General features: G+C 43.6%; 13 protein-coding genes. 2 read left to right on the top strand and 11 right to left on the bottom strand.

All coding sequences use genetic code 11. The annotated features are described in order from the left end of the window. Window positions 1-45 precede the first annotated feature (45 nt). The gene (gene rlmE, locus ACLD71_RS11975) at window positions 46-675 is read right to left on the bottom strand and encodes a 23S rRNA (uridine(2552)-2'-O)-methyltransferase RlmE (RefSeq protein ID WP_137675442.1); all 630 of its coding nucleotides are present in this window, start codon (window positions 673-675) and stop codon (window positions 46-48) included. A gap of 114 nt (window positions 676-789) precedes the next feature. Here rlmE and yhbY point away from each other — a divergent pair, with 114 nt between their 5' ends. Next, on the top strand, window positions 790-1,086 hold the full coding sequence (gene yhbY / locus ACLD71_RS11970) for a ribosome assembly RNA-binding protein YhbY (RefSeq protein WP_137675443.1): 297 nt from the start codon (window positions 790-792) through the stop codon (window positions 1,084-1,086). A 38-nt stretch (window positions 1,087-1,124) separates the two neighbouring features. On the opposite strand, the gene ACLD71_RS11965 is transcribed toward yhbY, so the two are convergent. The 10 genes from ACLD71_RS11965 to ACLD71_RS11920 all read right to left on the bottom strand — a co-directional run bounded on the left by ACLD71_RS11965 (window position 1,125) and on the right by ACLD71_RS11920 (window position 16,493). Continuing rightward, window positions 1,125-1,619, bottom strand: a complete 495-nt coding sequence (locus ACLD71_RS11965; protein ID WP_411990854.1) for a hypothetical protein — start codon at window positions 1,617-1,619, stop codon at window positions 1,125-1,127. Between the two features lie 169 nt (window positions 1,620-1,788). Further along, window positions 1,789-2,397 (bottom strand): HAD family hydrolase, encoded by a 609-nt coding sequence (locus tag ACLD71_RS11960; protein ID WP_411990853.1) that lies wholly within the window; start codon window positions 2,395-2,397, stop codon window positions 1,789-1,791. 58 nt (window positions 2,398-2,455) lie between these two features. Beyond that, window positions 2,456-2,932, bottom strand: coding sequence for a transcription elongation factor GreA (gene greA, locus ACLD71_RS11955; RefSeq protein WP_137675238.1), 477 nt, complete (start codon window positions 2,930-2,932; stop codon window positions 2,456-2,458). Between the two features lie 147 nt (window positions 2,933-3,079). Further along, window positions 3,080-6,298, bottom strand: a complete 3,219-nt coding sequence (carB, locus tag ACLD71_RS11950) for a carbamoyl-phosphate synthase large subunit (protein ID WP_411990852.1) — start codon at window positions 6,296-6,298, stop codon at window positions 3,080-3,082. A 19-nt stretch (window positions 6,299-6,317) separates the two neighbouring features. Continuing rightward, entirely contained in the window at window positions 6,318-7,460 is a 1,143-nt protein-coding gene (gene carA / locus ACLD71_RS11945; RefSeq protein WP_137675240.1) for a glutamine-hydrolyzing carbamoyl-phosphate synthase small subunit, read from the bottom strand. A 317-nt stretch (window positions 7,461-7,777) separates the two neighbouring features. Continuing rightward, window positions 7,778-11,776 carry a pullulanase-type alpha-1,6-glucosidase gene (gene pulA, locus ACLD71_RS11940; RefSeq protein ID WP_411990851.1) on the bottom strand — a complete coding sequence of 1,333 codons (3,999 nt, stop codon included), beginning with the start codon at window positions 11,774-11,776 and terminating at the stop codon, window positions 7,778-7,780. Window positions 11,777-12,125: 349 nt separating this feature from the next. Next, complete coding sequence (dapB, locus tag ACLD71_RS11935; protein WP_411990850.1) at window positions 12,126-12,938, bottom strand: 4-hydroxy-tetrahydrodipicolinate reductase; 813 nt, start codon at window positions 12,936-12,938, stop codon at window positions 12,126-12,128. Between the two features lie 223 nt (window positions 12,939-13,161). Continuing rightward, window positions 13,162-14,001, bottom strand: a complete 840-nt coding sequence (locus tag ACLD71_RS11930) for an ABC transporter ATP-binding protein (protein WP_411990849.1) — start codon at window positions 13,999-14,001, stop codon at window positions 13,162-13,164. Window positions 14,002-14,016: 15 nt separating this feature from the next. After that, the gene (locus ACLD71_RS11925) at window positions 14,017-15,039 is read right to left on the bottom strand and encodes an ABC transporter permease (protein WP_411990848.1); all 1,023 of its coding nucleotides are present in this window, start codon (window positions 15,037-15,039) and stop codon (window positions 14,017-14,019) included. Between the two features lie 68 nt (window positions 15,040-15,107). Then, complete coding sequence (locus ACLD71_RS11920) at window positions 15,108-16,493, bottom strand: CmpA/NrtA family ABC transporter substrate-binding protein (RefSeq protein WP_411990847.1); 1,386 nt, start codon at window positions 16,491-16,493, stop codon at window positions 15,108-15,110. Between the two features lie 369 nt (window positions 16,494-16,862). On the opposite strand from ACLD71_RS11920, the gene ACLD71_RS11915 reads away from it, so the two are divergent. Continuing rightward, a complete protein-coding gene (locus ACLD71_RS11915) occupies window positions 16,863-17,108 on the top strand; it encodes a hypothetical protein (protein WP_411990846.1) in 246 nt (81 codons plus the stop codon). The last annotated feature ends 129 nt before the right edge of the window (window positions 17,109-17,237 follow it).

The following is a 17,237-nucleotide window of genomic DNA, read 5'->3' as shown; positions in this document are numbered from 1 at the left end:
TAAACCTCACCGGTTATATTTAAATAAGAATTATTAGCTAGCCTACTATAGTTTAAAGCCACTAGCCACTATATAGACTTCTCTAGAGCGAGCTCTAGAAGAGTCAGGTTTGCGTGTTTTTACGCTGGTAAACATAGAACGTACTTCTTGTAGGTATTGATCAAAACCTTCCCCTTGAAATACCTTAACGGCAAAACACCCTTTAGGTGCAAGTACTTCTCGACACATCTCTAATGCTAGTTCAACCAAGTACATTGCACGTGATTGATCAACATTATTGTTGCCGCTCATGTTTGGCGCCATATCAGACAGCACAACATCAACTTTCTTCTCGCCTACTCGCTCAAGCAAAGCGTTAAGTACATCTTCCTCACGGAAATCGCCACATAGAAAATCTACGCCCGCAATCGGATCCATTGGTAAAATGTCACACGCAATAACATGTCCATCCAGACCCACCTGTTCTACACAGTATTGCGACCAACCACCTGGGGCGGCGCCTAAGTCCACTACTGTCATGCCAGGTTTAAGTAATTTGTCTTTATTTTGAATTTCTTCAATTTTAAATACAGCGCGCGAACGCAGACCTAGCTTTTGCGCTTTTTGTACATAGTGGTCGTCGAAATGTTCAGTTAACCAGCGTTTAGAACTGGCTGTATGTTTTTTATTGGTCACAAATTGTTTCCACTATAGTTACAAAACCACACGGTATGTTGATTATAAAATAGTATTAAGACTTAGATGGCGCTAGAATGTGCTTTTTTCAACCCCGAGTAAGCAGAAAGTTTCATGCAACTGACTAACAAACAAAAACAACACCTGAAATCCTTGGCTCATAACCTAAAGCCAGTTGTGATGCTTGGGTCTAATGGGCTAACCGAAGGGATTTTGGCAGAAATAGAGCTGGCCTTAGAGCACCATGAATTAATCAAGGTGAAAATTGCCACTGACGATAGAGAAATGAAGCAATTAATTGCAGACACTATTGTAAGTAAAGCAGAGGCAGCAAAAGTTCAAGTGATTGGACATATCTTGGTCATTTACCGCCCTAGCGACGCTAAGAAAATCGAACTACCAAGAAAATAAAAAAAGCGGCTTAAGCCGCTTTTTTTAACTCATTAATCTTAAACGGCTAACGCAACACTTTGATAAGGTTCTGGCTGAGGCTCTTCATTTCCCCCACCATACTTAGCATAAAACTCGGCAATCGCTAATTGTTGATTAACTTGCTTTTGCTGCTCTAAGTTACTGTTTATGCTTTCTAAGGCTTTGTAGCTAACGGGATTGCTCCCACTATTTTTAGTGTCGTTTCCGGTAGCGCTAGTGTAGTAAGTATCGAGTAAATTCTGCTGGTGATTCACCGCCGACACACCCACTACAACATTACGTTTAGCATCAATCTCTGCTTGCTGTTTTTGCTGGTAACTGGCGACTTCACCGCCAACATACAAGCGAGCATTACGTTGTTCTTCAGGGCTTAATTGGTCATATTCGTCAGAAATCTTATCGACAATATCACCATAATTGGGACTACTTTGAGAGGAAGTAACTGAACTAGTTAACGAGGTACTAGGCTGCGGATATTGGTAGACCGAGCTTGAGTTGACTTGCATTGACATTAATTCACCTCTAAATCAGTTAAAAAGCAACCAATCCTTGGCGAACTTCTGCACTATAACAAATGCTTAGCGCGTGTACAATTAATAAGCTAGATATCTACAATAAGTCAAATGAATAACTTAGGTCAGCATCGATTAAGCAGTAAATAACTCCTAGCTCACCGGTAGATTAAGAATTTACCGCCATAAAAGCATCTAACTTCATATCTTTAACCAGTACACAGTCCATACCTGAGTTATGCGCAGCTTGTAGGCCAAATGGCGTATCTTCAAATACCAAGCAACGTTGCGGAGCAACACCTAGTTGTTTAGCCACTTGAAGAAAGGTATCAGGCTCGGGCTTATGGGCTTGCACATCTTCAGCACAAACCATCGCTTCAAAGTATTGAGCCAAATCTAAGTTGCTAATAATTCTCTGCATGTTTACTCGCTCTGCACCCGTGCCTAAGCCAAGCTTTTTAGTTTGTTGAAACTCTGCTAGCAATTGACAGCTCGCATCGATGCGGGACACTTTCTGCCACAAAGCATCAAACCCTGCACGCTTATCTTGAAGCAGACGTTCTCCATCAATATTCACCTTAAAGTGCTGTTGATACTGATCAGCAATTTTTAAGGTCGGCATTCCACCACGCTGGGCAACAAAATCAATATGCACTGGCAGCTGCTGCTTAAGCAAGGCTTGCTCCCAAGCGGACAAATGCGCAGGCATGGAGTCTACTAGGGTGCCATCCATATCGAAAATTAAGGCATCGTATTTAGCGTAATCAATGGTTAACACAAACTTTCTCCCATAAAAAACGCAGCCTTATAGCTGCGTTTTTTGAATGACTTAAATACTAGATGTATTCAACGCCAGTAATTTCGTATTCTACTTCGCCACCCGGTGTAGATACAGTTACTTCATCTTCAACACTTTTGCCTATAAGTCCGCGAGCAATTGGAGAATTCACCGAGATGCGGTTTTGCTTAATATCGGCTTCGTCATCGCCCACGATGGCGTAGGTGACTTCTTTATCGGTGTCCAAATTCAGCAAATTCACAGTGGCGCCAAAAATCACTTTGCCCACATTGTTAATTTTGGTTACGTCGATAACCTGCACGTTACTCAGCTTGCCTTCGATGTCTTGAATTCGACCTTCACAAAAGCCTTGCTGCTCACGAGCTGCATGATATTCAGCGTTTTCTTTTAAATCTCCATGCTCACGCGCTATCGCAATATCTTCAATAATTTTAGGTCTAACAACTGTCTTTAAGTGTTCTAGCTCTTCGCGTAATAGCGTTTCGCCGCGCACCGTCATAGGAACTGGTTTCATATCTACTAACTCAATCAAACTGAAAAAACAGAAAAAAATTTGGCTGTCGAAGACAGCCAAATTTCCTTGTACTAATAATTGCAGTGTAACGCTATTTCACGCTGCGGTGAAGATCTTCACCGCTTTAGGCGCAACAATAGTCACCGATTAGATGATACGTTTATGCAATTCTTGAACAGACGTCACAGTACCGCGGTCATCAGCGGTGTGTGCTTGGCAAGTTGCAAATGCACCATTTAAGGTAGTGGTGTAGTTCACTTTTTGCGCTAAGGCTGCACGACGTAACTGACGAGAATCTTCAATAGATTTGCGCCCTTCGGTAGTGTTAATCACGTAGCTATACTCGCCATTTTTCAAACGGTCGAGAATATGTGGACGCCCTTCATGCACCTTGTTTACCAAGCGAGGGTTAATTCCCGCTTCGCCAAGAGCAACTGCTGTGCCGTGTGTAGCATCTAGCTCATAGCCAAGCTCTAGTAATTTACCAGCAAGCTCTGCTACACGTTTCTTGTCTGAGTTACGCACTGATAACAGTACACGACCACTCTTAGGGCCATCGTTACCAATACCTAATTCAGCTTTTGCATAAGCTTCTGCAAAAGTATCACCTACGCCCATCGCTTCGCCCGTAGAGCGCATTTCTGGACCTAAGATAGGGTCTACTCCGTGGAACTTGTTGAATGGCAGTACCACTTCTTTCACTGAGTAGAACGGTGGGATGACTTCTTTAGTAACTCCCTGCTCAGCCAAAGAAACACCCGCCATTACCCGCGCGGCTACTTTTGCGATGGGTACGCCAGTGGCTTTAGATACAAACGGTACAGTACGTGCAGCACGAGGGTTAACTTCGATAAGGTAAATCTCATCGTCTTTAACCGCGAACTGAGTGTTCATTAAGCCAATTACACCAAGTTCAAGAGCCAGCGCGCGAACTTGTTCACGCATGCAGTCTTGAATTTGTGGGCTCAAGGTATATGCTGGTAATGAACACGCAGAATCACCCGAGTGAACACCTGCTTGCTCGATATGCTCCATAATGCCGCCAATCACTACATCTTTGCCATCACAGATGGCATCAATGTCAATTTCAACAGCATCGTTTAAGAAACTATCAAGTAGTACTGGCGAATCATTAGATACGCTTACCGCTTCTTTAAAGTAACGGCGTAGGTCAATTTCGTCGTAGACGATTTCCATCGCTCGGCCGCCCAATACATAAGATGGACGAACAACTAATGGGTAACCGATGCGCTCGGCAGAAATAACCGCTTCTTCGGTAGTGGTAACCGTGTCATTTTCTGGCTGTTTAAGCTTCAAGCGGTCTACAGCTAGCTGGAAACGCTCACGGTCTTCGGCGCGGTCAATTGCATCTGGAGAGGTACCAATAATTGGCACACCAGCCGCTTCTAGTTCGCGCGCTAGCTTAAGTGGCGTTTGACCACCGTATTGAACAATTACACCGGTTGGCTGTTCAACACGTACAATTTCTAATACGTCTTCCAGTGTGACTGGCTCAAAGTACAAACGGTCTGAGGTATCGTAATCGGTAGAGACTGTCTCAGGGTTACAGTTAACCATAATGGTTTCGTAACCGTCTTCACGCATAGCGAGTGCCGCATGAACACAACAATAATCAAACTCAATACCTTGGCCAATACGGTTAGGACCGCCGCCTAGTACCATGATTTTTTTGTTATTCGATGGCTTCGCTTCACACTCTTCATCGTAAGTTGAGTACATGTAAGCAGTATCGGTAGCAAATTCTGCAGCACAGGTATCTACGCGCTTGTAAACAGGTAACACCTCTAAACGATGGCGCAGTTTACGCAACTCTTTTTCAGACACCCCCGTTAACTTAGCTAAACGCGCGTCAGCAAAACCTTTACGCTTAAGTTTACGCATCATTACTGCGTCTAAACTAGCAACGCCATCTTTAGCAACTTGCTGTTCAAGCAAGATGATGTCTTCGATTTGTACCAAGAACCAACGATCGATATTCGTTAAGCCAAAAATGTCTTCTACGCTCATGCCGGCACGGAATGCGTCAGCAATATACCAAATACGATCACAACCAACGTTTTGTAGTTCGTGACGGATGGTTTCCATGGCGTCAGGGGCATTTAAGTCAACGATAGGATCAAATCCATCAACGCCAACTTCTAAGCCACGTAAGGCTTTTTGCAGTGACTCTTGTTGGTTACGACCAATCGCCATCACTTCGCCTACAGACTTCATTTGCGTGGTTAAGCGGTCGTTAGCACCAGCAAATTTTTCGAAGTTAAAGCGAGGGATTTTTGTTACAACATAGTCGATTGAAGGCTCAAACGATGCAGGTGTTTGGCCGCCCGTAATATCGTTTTGCAGTTCATCAAGGGTGAAACCAACAGCCAGCTTCGCAGCAATTTTAGCGATTGGGAAACCGGTAGCTTTAGAAGCAAGTGCAGATGAACGCGATACACGCGGGTTCATCTCAATGATCACCATACGGCCAGTATTTGGACAAATACCAAACTGTACGTTTGAACCGCCAGTTTCTACACCAATCTCACGCAAAACAGCCAAAGAGGCGTTACGCATTAACTGGTATTCTTTATCTGACAAAGTTTGAGCTGGTGCTACTGTGATTGAGTCACCGGTGTGCACGCCCATTGGGTCGAAGTTTTCAATGGCACATACAATGATGCAGTTGTCGTTTTTATCACGAACCACTTCCATCTCGTATTCTTTCCAGCCAATTAAGCTTTCATCAATCAGCAATTCACTGGTTGGCGAAAGGTCTAAACCGCGAGTACAAATTTCATCGAATTCTTCTTTGTTATAAGCAATACCGCCACCGGTGCCACCCATAGTGAAAGAAGGACGAATAATACAGGGGAAGCCAACTTCGTCTAATACGCTGTAAGCTTCTTCCATTGTGTGTGCAATACCAGCATTTGGACAAGCCAAACCGATACTTTTCATGGCTTTGTCGAAACGGCTACGGTCTTCGGCTTTATCAATCGCGTCAGCGGTAGCGCCAATCATTTCAACATTGTATTTTTCTAGTACGCCTTTGGTTTCTAGCTCAAGTGCACAGTTTAATGCTGTTTGACCGCCCATAGTGGGTAATACGGCGTCTGGGCGTTCTTTTTCAATAATGCGCTCAACCACTTCCCAATGAATAGGTTCGATGTATGTCGCATCGGCCATTTCAGGATCTGTCATGATGGTAGCGGGGTTAGAGTTAACCAAAATAACTCGGTAACCCTCTTCGCGTAGCGCCTTACAAGCCTGAGCGCCGGAGTAATCAAACTCACAAGCTTGGCCGATGACAATTGGGCCTGCGCCCAATATTAAAATGCTTTTTATATCATTACGTTTTGGCATAAGTTCTGCTGCTCTCTACCTACGCTTGGCCGTTAAGGCGCTGCTCGATTAATTCAATGAAATGGTCAAACAATGGTGCTGCATCGTGCGGACCAGGGCTCGCTTCAGGGTGACCCTGGAAGCTAAACGCAGGCTTATCGGTGCGATGAATACCCTGTAAGCTCTGGTCGAACAATGAGAAGTGAGTCATTGTAAGGTTTTCAGGCAAGGTCTTTTCATCAACAGCAAAACCATGGTTTTGCGCAGTAATCATTACCCGGTTGTGTTCAATATCCTTAACCGGGTGGTTACCACCATGATGACCAAATTTCATTTTCACTGTTTTAGCGCCACTGGCTAAAGCAAGAATTTGATGGCCTAAACAAATACCGAATACTGGAATATCAGTTTCTAAGAAAGTTTTCACTGCAGCAATGGCATAATCACATGGTTCTGGATCACCAGGTCCATTTGATAAGAAGATACCATCTGGCTTAAGTGCTAGTACTTCTTCAGCGGGTGTTTGTGCAGGAACCACCGTGAGTTTACAACCTCGGTCCACTAACATACGCAAAATATTACGTTTAACACCGAAATCGTAAGCAACCACGTGAAACTTACTGTCTTCACTGTCGGCCGGTAAGCCGTCAACCAAGTCCCAGCTACCTTGCTTCCATGTATAGGTTTCTTTAGTGGTAACTTCTTTAGCTAAATCCATGCCTTTAAGGCCAGGGAATCCTTTAGCAGAAGCCAAGGCTAGAGCCTCATCTAAGTCATCACCCGCTACTACACAACCAGCTTGCGCTCCCTTCTCTCGAAGTATGCGGGTTAGCTTGCGGGTATCGATGTCAGCAATACCAACTACGTTACGCGACTCTAGGTATTCACTTAAGCTTTGTTGACTACGGAAGTTACTCGCAACCAAAGGCAAATCTCGAATCACTAAACCACAAGCGTGGATAGCATTCGATTCTTCATCTTCGGGGGTCGTACCATAGTTACCAATATGTGGGTAAGTGAGGGTGACTATTTGGCGAGCATATGAGGGGTCAGTTAAAATTTCTTGGTATCCAGTCATCGAAGTATTAAAAACGACTTCTCCAACGGCGGAACCATTGGCTCCGATTGCGGTTCCACGGAACACGGTACCGTCTTCTAATACCAGCAGCGCTGATTTGCTCAAGGCAACCTCCTAACAAAGAACTGTCGACACGACAAAGTTGAACTAAGGTTAAAATTTAGTCCAATACGATAAAAATTTGGCAAATTCCGCGGATTATAGAAGAGATACTCAGAAAGGTCTATCATTTTTTATACAAACATATAAAAACAAGCTGTTAAGAAGAAATTAATACAATAAGCCGCAAAATAGAATGTTTTGACATATAGGTAACTGCTAGAGGTTTAAATTAACTACAAAGCCTATCCGTACTCATAACCTCTAAATAAAAAAGCCAAGGCAGAGCGCCTTGGCTTTTATTATTAGCAAATACCGACTAGTTATTCAACTTCACAAATGCTAATAGTACCGTTATCTACGTTGTCGCTTAACTCACCGTTTACAGTCAGTGTAAGAACGCTATCGCCAGCTAATGTAATCTTGTTATTACCTGGGTCACCAATTGCGCTATCGCCAACTCGAGCCCACGCTTGGTAATCTACGTTCATTACAAGATTTTCGACACGAGCATCATCAGCATAAGCAATCATCTGAGGATCCCAACTTTCACTATCCGCAGCAAGCTTAAACTCATAGCTACCAGCACCTAAAGATACTTGGTAAGTATTGTTGCCTTTATAACTTAAAGCATAACTTGCATTCCAAGCCCAATCAGAGTGGCTACCACGAACAGCAAGTTGATTAGCTAAAGGACCTGCATCAGCGCTGTCATCTAACAAACCACAGCTTGCCACCTCTTCAGCAGTAACAGCAATAGTAGGCGCATCAACCGTTGAGAAGTCAGTAACAAACTTAACAACTGATTTTGCATCAATCGCGAAGCTTAAATCGCCAGCATTGTACTCAAGCGCTTTCGCTGTGCCTAATACAAGCTCACCTTCAGAAGCACCATAGTTAACATCGGCCCAGTCAGCATCGCCTACTTTAAAGCTATACGTTCCAGCTTCTAAAGTAGTTGTAAACTCATACTGGCCATCTTTAGTGAAAACTAATTCGTCTTCAGGGTTCCAAGTATTAACGCCTCGAATAAAGATTTGTGTATCACCAAGTGGTGGGATAGCACTTAGGTCTTTGTTCGACGTATCGACTGGAAGACCTGTACCACGAGCTCCATCTCTTGGCTGCACAAATACCGCTGTAGTACGAGCAGGTACTGTAAACGTAGCACCAGCAAAGCTGGCTGTTTGCACTACAGAGTCAGCAGAAGATTGCTGAACGTCGTGAAGTTCAAACCCTGCAGCTCCTTCGATAACAAAGTCTTGCTCTGCATCAGTAGCATTTAGAACAACAACAATAGCGTCATTGTTTTCGTCTAAATCAGCGCCAGCACCAGTGCCGTTGTCGATAGACATAACAATCAAGCTCTGAACCTGTTCTTCACCTACGTTGCGGAAGTCAACACGAGCTTGTACTTCCTCAGCAGTAGTTAGGCGGAACAAGTCACTGCTAGAGCGAATGGTAAGCATCTCTAGGAACTGCTGTTTAGCTAACTCAATATCTGCAGTAGCAGGCATTGTTGATTCATCAGCAATGATGGTTTTGATAAGGTCCCAGTTATCGCCGTCTTTATCCGCTCGAGGTAAACCAACGTTCCAGTTATTGTCTGAACCATCGAATCTTACGCGGTTAAACCAATCACCTGAATCATAGCTATCTCGTTGCATAGACTTAGAACGTAACAATTCAGAACCCATGTGAACAAACGGAATACCTTGACCAAACATTACTGTAGACAAGCTCACTGTTTGCATACGTGAACGGTCAGCAGCAGTTGTGCCTGTTGTAGCTTTATAAGCGTTGTTATCCCACAAAGTCTGGTTATCGTGCTTAGATACATAAGAAATATTTTCAGATGGATTTAAGGTGTAACCCGCTTTCGCGCCATTGTAGTTAACATCTTGGCCTCGTTTGGTTTTACCTTCAGAGTCAAGAATTACAAAGTTCTGTAAGTTACCGGCCATACCAACACGAATTAAGTCTTGGTTATGAAGCGCTTCTGTACGGTAGCTATCCTCATCTGTAATAAGCTCGTTTAGCGTATCAGCATTACCAAAACCTTGAGTTTTACGAATACCTTCACCGCTATCAAATGGGCTACCACCACGAACAGCATCACGTAAACGGTCAGAGAAAGTACCAATCTCAGTACCAGCCATGTTCCACTGTGTAGCTTGTTCAAAACGAGCGTTATTGGCTACTTCACCAAAATCCCAACCTTCGCCGTAGAACAATGTATCTGGGTCTACTGCGCGAACAGCTTCTAGAGAATCAACCATCAAATCTTTTGGTTGGTGCCCCATTAAATCAAAGCGGAAACCATCTACTTTGTAAGCCTCTGACCAAGTAACTAATGAATCGGTCATCAGTTTACCCATCATTAGGTTTTCAGTAGCGGTGTTATCACAACAAGTTGACTGCTCCACTCCACCGGTGTTTGCGTCACGACGGTGGTAGTATCCTGGGACAATTTTATCTAAAACAGACTTGTCATTAACGCCAGAAGCATTGGTATGGTTATATACAACATCCATAACAATTTTAAGACCCATGCCATGAGTGGCTCTAACCATTTCACGGAACTCTAAGATACGGGTAGTGCCTTCAGCATCAGAAGCGTAACTTCCTTCAGGAACGGTGTAATGGAACGGGTCGTAGCCCCAGTTAAAGCTATCAAGGCCACGTAGGTCGTTCATTAACGATTGCGCGTCACCAGTAGCAGGGTCAAAGCTTTCTAACTTGGCTTCAATAGTGCCGGAAGCGCTTGCGCAGTAGTCATCTGTTTTCTCAATCGCTGCACATAGATCAGCTAATGGCGCATCGATGTCGATGGCATTTTCTTCATCAACAGTTGCTATATCGAAAGCAGGAAGAATATGTAAGGTTGTTAATCCGGCATCTTTAAGCGCTTGTAGGTGAGTCACTGATTCACGTTCAGATTCGGTTAACGCTAAGTATTTGCCGTTATTAGCGGCAGTACCTTGGGTATCGCTTACACTAAAGTCGCGTAAATGAGACTCGTACAATACATGGTCAACATCTTCAGCCATTTCTGGGCGAGTATAATTGTCCCAATCAGCAGGTTTTAACTCAGTAGCATCTAAGTCAACAACTAATGAATACAATGAGTTGGTTGAAAGTGCTAATGAGTATGGGTCTGTAACCATACGTGTTTCAATTTTCTTCGTCGTTGGGTGATACACGGTTACTTCGTAACGATAGTATTTACCCACAACACCAGATTGGTCCGCAGACCAAACACCGTTTGCAGCTTCAGTCATCGTCACAGCTTCACCAGCTGAAGTCATGTCTTCATTGTACATGTACAATTTAACGCTTTGAGCCGTAGGCGCCCAAACTTTAAAGCTTACGTCATCACCGCTAACTACCGCGCCAAGCTCAGCAGCTAATGCACCACCATCACCTTTCACGAATACTTCGTCAATTACACCTGGTTTTTGAACTTGTGTAGCTGCCGTTGCAACGCCTTCTGCGTCCATAGCTACTACTACGATTTGGCTTTTCAGAATAGCTTTAAGGGTTACATCATCTACTTCAATGGCTGCTGCTGATAAACCAGATAAGTGAGGAAAACGTGCTTTAGCATCGTCTGTTAGGGTTCCAGCTGATAAAGCAACCGCAGTACCGCCTGTTACCTCTTTAGTATCAGGATCCATCTCTATGCCATTTGCAGGGTCATAGCGAAGCTCTAATTGAGTTGCACTACCAGCAGATTCCCAAGCGATAGTGCCAGCATCTACCCAGTGAGCTTTAGCACCATCAATAGCAACTGGACGTTCCGCGATTGGAGCATAGAATAGCTCGCTGCTTCCATGGAAACCAAATATGCCTTTATCTGCGTCTAATTTAGTCAGCTCAACCTTCAAGTTGCTACTGCCAAAGCCGCGATCATCACCACTATGTAAAATGAAGTTCATACACTCATGTGGGTCAGATGCGCCAGCGTCTACTTTTAGTACATAATACGCACCGTAGGTTTCACTGATACCGGTAGCCATCATTGGCGAAGCCCAGTCAGTACCACCGTCAGCAATTCCCATACCTGCTAAATCTGTGCTGGTACAGCCTTCACCATTCCATAAGTGTAAGCCCCAACCTTCATATGCAGACTCATCAACCTTGGCATGAGCTTCGTCGCGCTTGTAATAAATGACAACTTCGTTTTCCCCTGCTGGGTGCAAGCCATCAATAACGCCACCGCCACCAGGTGTGGTGTCGTCATCACTTCCACATGCTGCAAGTAATGCTGTTGCTAGAACGGGCATGGTAAGCCTTGCTAGCTTACTAATTTTTATATCCATGTCAGCCTTTCCTTTCCTATTACTGAACCGATATTCAGCAAATTAATGTTTTTATGTGTAAATTTTTTTGCTCTCGCCTTCCATTGGACGAGATGCACATAAGGTAGGATTTCGGGCAAAAAAGGACTGTGACGACAACGTAACTTTGGGTAACACAATGTTACATAGCAGTGTTTTTTATAGGCTTTGTGAGACTGCTCAAAGAACATAATTCTTGAAAACGATTTCATGAAAACCCTTGATAACGCTTTCAAGATGTTTAGCCGAATAAAATACTATGTGAAATTAAGTTAGAAATAAAAAACGCCGCATAGCGGCGTTATTTAATAAGCGGAAGAACGAGTATCAATTAGTCGTTTAAATCCAATACGTCTCGCATGTTAAACAAACCCTTAGGTTTATCTTGTAACCAAACGGCCGCTCTTACGGCACCATTAGCAAAAGTCATTCTGCTAGAGGCTTTATGGGTTATTTCTACACGTTCGCCAATATCGGCAAACATGGCAGTATGCTCACCCACTAAATCACCAGCGCGAATAGTCGCAAACCCAATTGTCTCTCTGTCGCGCTCGCCGGTAATACCTTCTCGGCCATATACTGCAACTTTCTTTAAATCTCGGCCAAGTGTATCTGCAATCGCTTCGCCCATGCCTAGAGCTGTCCCTGAAGGAGCATCAACTTTATGGCGATGATGACCTTCAATAATCTCAATATCGGTGTAATCACCCATCACTTTGGCAGCAACTTCTAGCAGCTTAAATACTAAATTCACTCCAACACTCATGTTAGGCGCAAACATAATCGCGATATCTTCTGCGGCTTCAGCTAATTCTTGTTTTTGTTCATCACTAAAACCGGTCGTGCCAATAACCATTTTCTTACCATTTTCTCGGGCCCAAGCAAGGTGTGCGAGTGTCACGACGGGTGCGGTAAAATCGATGATAACGTCAATGTTGTCTTTAGCTTGTTCAATACTGTCCACAATAGCGATGTCGAGTTTACCTAAACCAGCCAACTCACCAGCATCAACACCAATTAAACTAGAGCCTGGGCGCTCTGTGGCGGCGCCTAAAGTGGTGGCTGAACTTTCATTTACTGCTTCCAGTAAATTTTTGCCCATTCGTCCATTACATCCAACAATCGCTACTCTTACTGGCGACATAACTATTCTCCTTTTAAACCGCTACTCATACCGAGATTGTGCTCGACTATAACAAAGCAAGCTATATAAAACGAGGCTTAGCCAAGAGTTAGGCGAAGAGTGGCTAGAAACACATAATCTTCTAGTGAATTACGCTATAGGCAGTCTTGCCAGCTTTGACTCCCCATTAACAAAAAGGCCACTGTTAACGTGGCCTTTTTATTATCTAAAATGCGAGCAATGCTTACGCTGCCTCGCCTGATTTAACCAATTTAGGTTTAACTTTTTCACTCGCCTGAGCGGGATTACGCTGGCGCTCATACAAGAATTTAAGCACTTGTGAACGGTAATGGTTATATTCAGCATCATCGGCTAAGGCCACCCTATCGCGCGGACGTGCTAGTTTTACATCTAATACTTCACCAATGGTGGCAGCGGGTCCATTGGTCATCATAACGATTTTATCTGATAGCAAAACGGCTTCATCTACATCGTGAGTAATCATAATAACGGTGTTGTTAAGCTCTTGCTGGATCTCCATTAAAGAATCTTGCAGGTGAGCCCGAGTTAAGGCGTCTAAGGCACCAAAAGGTTCATCCATTAACAGCACTTTAGGTTGCATTGCTAAAGCCCGTGCAATACCAACCCGCTGCTTCATACCGCCAGAGATCTCATCTGGTCTTTTGTCTTTCGCATGAGTCATATGCACAAGCTCTAGATTGTGGTCAATCCACTCTTTCATTTCAGCTTTAGACTTTTGCCCTTTAAAGACTTCTTTTACCGCCAACTCAACATTTTGATAAGCGGTTAACCAAGGTAATAAAGAGTGGTTTTGAAACACTACCGCGCGGTCGGGGCCAGGTTGGTAAACTTCTTTCCCCTCCAAAACAACGCCGCCTTCAGTGGCGTTATACAACCCTGCCACAATGTTAAGTACCGTCGACTTACCACAACCAGAGTGGCCAATCAGCGATACAAACTCACCCTTGGCTATTTTTAGATCTACACCATCTAGTGCTCTAAAAGGCCCGTTTTTGGTGGGGAAATCAATGCTTACATGATCGATTTGTAAATACTGTGACATAATTATTTCCTTATCCTAACGTGCACTTTCTGGGCTTGAATGAGAGATTATTTTTTGCAGGCTTACCATCAACCAATCAAGTACATAACCAATTAATCCAATCACTACTACAGCCACCATAATGCGGCCTAAAGAGTTGGAGCTACCATTTTGGAATTCATCCCAAACAAACTTACCCAAACCGGGGTTTTGTGCCAGCATTTCGGCGGCAATCAATACCATCCAACCAATACCCAAGGAGATACGTAATCCAGTGAATATCATTGGCAACGAAGCTGGAATCGCAATTTTGAAGACTTGCTTGCTCCAGTGCAGTTGAATTACGCGGCCCACGTTTAACCAATCTTTATCAATAGAGGCAACACCTGTGGCCGTATTGATTAAAGTAGGCCATAACGAACATAGCGTTACGGTGATAGCTGAGGTAACAAATGACTTAGAAAACATCGGGTCGTTACTCACATATACCGCGCTCACCACCATGGTCACAATAGGCAACCAAGCGAGCGGTGATACTGGTTTTAATATTTGAATAATCGGGCTAATTGCCCCGTAAAGCTTTTTGTTTAAACCGCATGCTACACCAATAGGAATGGCGATAAGGCTCGCTAATATAAAGCCGGTAAACACGGTAAATAAGCTGGTAAGAATTTGGTCAAAAAAGGTTTCTTTTCCGGTATAAGGACGAACCTTTATTTTAGCATCGGGGGTCTTGGCTAATTTTTTTTCATTACGCACTTCTTGGCGTTGATAAAAAGCCTCTTCTTTTAGCCGCTCTTCTTGGTGTTCAACCACCAAACCCTGATACTGCTGCCACACCTGCGAAGGTCCAGGTAAGGTCCCTAGACTGGTTTGAACCTTAGCTGCCGATACACTCCAAAGCAATAAGAACAAAGCAATCGCCAGAATAGGTAATCCAATACGCTCAAAAATTTCACTTAATTGCTGCTTTGGGTTTTCACCGCTGGCCAAACGCACCATGGGTACTACAGGGCTCAAACCTACTGTTTCTAGAGAGTGAATTAATTTATCTTTCATCACTACAACTCCTTTTGCGAATCTCGATGCCGGGCACTAAGCCCGGCCGCTCTCAATAATGATATGGCTTAGATCTTGTCGTCTTTTTTCAAACCAATGTCGAACTTATCTAAGTAGGCATTTGGTTTTGAACCGTCATATATAATATTGTCAATGAAGTGTGTTTGCGGTGGTTTAAAACCGGTCTCAGTTTTGAAGTTAGGAAATTCTGAGGCATCAATCACACCATCAGCAATCAGCTCTTTTGCCGCTGTCGCGTAAATGTCTGGACGGTAAACCTTTTTGGCAATATCCATGTACCAAGAATCTGGTTTGTTATCTGAAATTTGTCCCCAACGACGCATTTGCGTTAAATACCAAATTGCATCGCTGTAGTAAGGGTAAGTCGCGTTGTAGCGGAAGAATACGTTAAAGTCTGGCACTTCACGTTTGTCGCCTTTTTCGTACTCAAAAGTACCAGTCATGCTGTTAGCAATAACGTCGTAATCGGCACCCACGTATTGGCTTTTAGACAAAATTTTCACAGCTTCTGGGCGGTTCTTATTATTCTCTTCGTCTAACCACTTAGCGGCACGAATCATCGCTTTAACGACCCGAATGTGAGTATTTGGGTATTCATCAGCCCAGCCTTGGCTCACCCCAAATACTTTTTCTGGGTTATTTTTCCAAATCTCGTAATCGGTAACAACCGGTACACCAATGCCTTTAAATACTGCTTGTTGGTTCCAAGGTTCGCCCACGCAGTAACCGTAAATAGTTCCGGCTTCCATAGTAGATGGCATTTGCGGTGGCGGTGTCACCGACAATAGGGCATCTGCGTCAATTTTGCCTGAGGTATCACCTTTATGTGGCGCATAGTAACCGGGGTGAATACCGCCAGCCGCTAACCAATAACGTAATTCGTAGTTGTGGGTAGACACTGGAAATACCATTCCCATATTGAACGGTTTACCTTGCTCAATGTAACTATCAACAACCGGCTTTAGCGCATCGGCTTTAATCGGGTGAACGGGCTTGCCGCCTTCATGAGGCACATGTGGTTTCATTTGCGCCCAGATATCGTTTGATACGGTAATCGCGTTACCGTTTAAATCCATGCTGAAGGCTGTAATAATGTCGGCTTTAGTACCAAAACCAATGGTTGCACCTAGTGGTTGACCCGCTAGCATATGAGCACCATCTAGCTCACCGGTAATCACCCTATCTAACAAAACCTTCCAGTTCGCTTGTGCTTCTAGCTGAACATAAAGGCCTTCATCTTCGAAATAGCCTTTCTCATAAGCTACCGCCAACGGCGCCATGTCGGTTAACTTAATAAAACCAAATTTTAAATCTTCTTTTTCAGGCTCTCCCACTTCAGCATGAGTAAAGCCAATAACACTGGCCGAGAGCACAGCTGTAGCAATGGTTGTTTTAATAATTTGTTGTAAGTTAACGGTGATTAATTTTTGCATCCCTGCTCCTAAGTACCTAGTTTGAAGTAATCATAAGGTGTTAATACTTAGTAGGTAGCCAATCACGTGCCAAGATCTAGATCACATTTTTTTAACGCTATAAATCATCAACTTAAAATTATTTATACCCCTTAAGTAGTACTTGGATTTTTTCAATGAATTCACTAACTTAGACCACCGTCGCACAACTTTGGCGCACAAGAATAGTGAAAGTACATAAAGCTATACCGCTAGTTATCAGTGTTTTCGATTGAGGAACAAGACCCAAGTCATAACGATTCATAAGGAAATAACCCGCTATTTAGGTGTTCGACTATTTAGTTTTTCGTCTCTACAATCTACGAATTGTATTAAAACAAGTTAAGAAACATGAAGAAGCTTGTATTCTATTTGTTGTTTTGCTTGATATTATCACCCACCCTATCCGCTAAAACGTACCGTACAACCCAAGTGATTAGCGGGCCGCTCGCAGAAATGGGGCAAGCTTTATTAATTGAAGCATATTACCGCGCGGGAGAACGCGTTGTATTTGAGTTATTACCCAGCGCAAACGCCTTGGACGCAACCAATAGCGGCGTGTACGATGCGGAGATGTTTCGTATCGACAATTTATAGACTAAATACGCCAATTTAATTCAAATTCCTACCAGCTACTTAAGCTCAGAGAATGTGGTTTTTACTCGTTTAAGTGAACTAATAGTGGAAGGGTATGAGAGCTTAAAACCCTATAGCATTGCTTATCGC

Source organism: Agarivorans sp. DSG3-1 (assembly GCF_046774965.1).
Classification (GTDB): Bacteria; Pseudomonadota; Gammaproteobacteria; order Enterobacterales; family Celerinatantimonadaceae; genus Agarivorans.
This window is presented reverse-complemented; position numbering and strand designations above follow the sequence as displayed.

Coding starts and splice junctions, on each gene's coding strand:
- ACLD71_RS11925 (WP_411990848.1), bottom strand. CDS start 15,039: ATGAAAGATAAATTAATTCACTCTCTAGAAACAGTAGGTTTGAGCCCT.
- ACLD71_RS11930 (WP_411990849.1), bottom strand. CDS start 14,001: ATGTCACAGTATTTACAAATCGATCATGTAAGCATTGATTTCCCCACC.
- pulA (WP_411990851.1), bottom strand. CDS start 11,776: ATGGATATAAAAATTAGTAAGCTAGCAAGGCTTACCATGCCCGTTCTA.
- ACLD71_RS11920 (WP_411990847.1), bottom strand. CDS start 16,493: ATGCAAAAATTAATCACCGTTAACTTACAACAAATTATTAAAACAACC.
- yhbY (WP_137675443.1), top strand. CDS start 790: ATGCAACTGACTAACAAACAAAAACAACACCTGAAATCCTTGGCTCAT.
- ACLD71_RS11915 (WP_411990846.1), top strand. CDS start 16,863: ATGAAGAAGCTTGTATTCTATTTGTTGTTTTGCTTGATATTATCACCC.
- carB (WP_411990852.1), bottom strand. CDS start 6,298: ATGCCAAAACGTAATGATATAAAAAGCATTTTAATATTGGGCGCAGGC.
- greA (WP_137675238.1), bottom strand. CDS start 2,932: ATGAAACCAGTTCCTATGACGGTGCGCGGCGAAACGCTATTACGCGAA.
- dapB (WP_411990850.1), bottom strand. CDS start 12,938: ATGTCGCCAGTAAGAGTAGCGATTGTTGGATGTAATGGACGAATGGGC.
- ACLD71_RS11965 (WP_411990854.1), bottom strand. CDS start 1,619: ATGTCAATGCAAGTCAACTCAAGCTCGGTCTACCAATATCCGCAGCCT.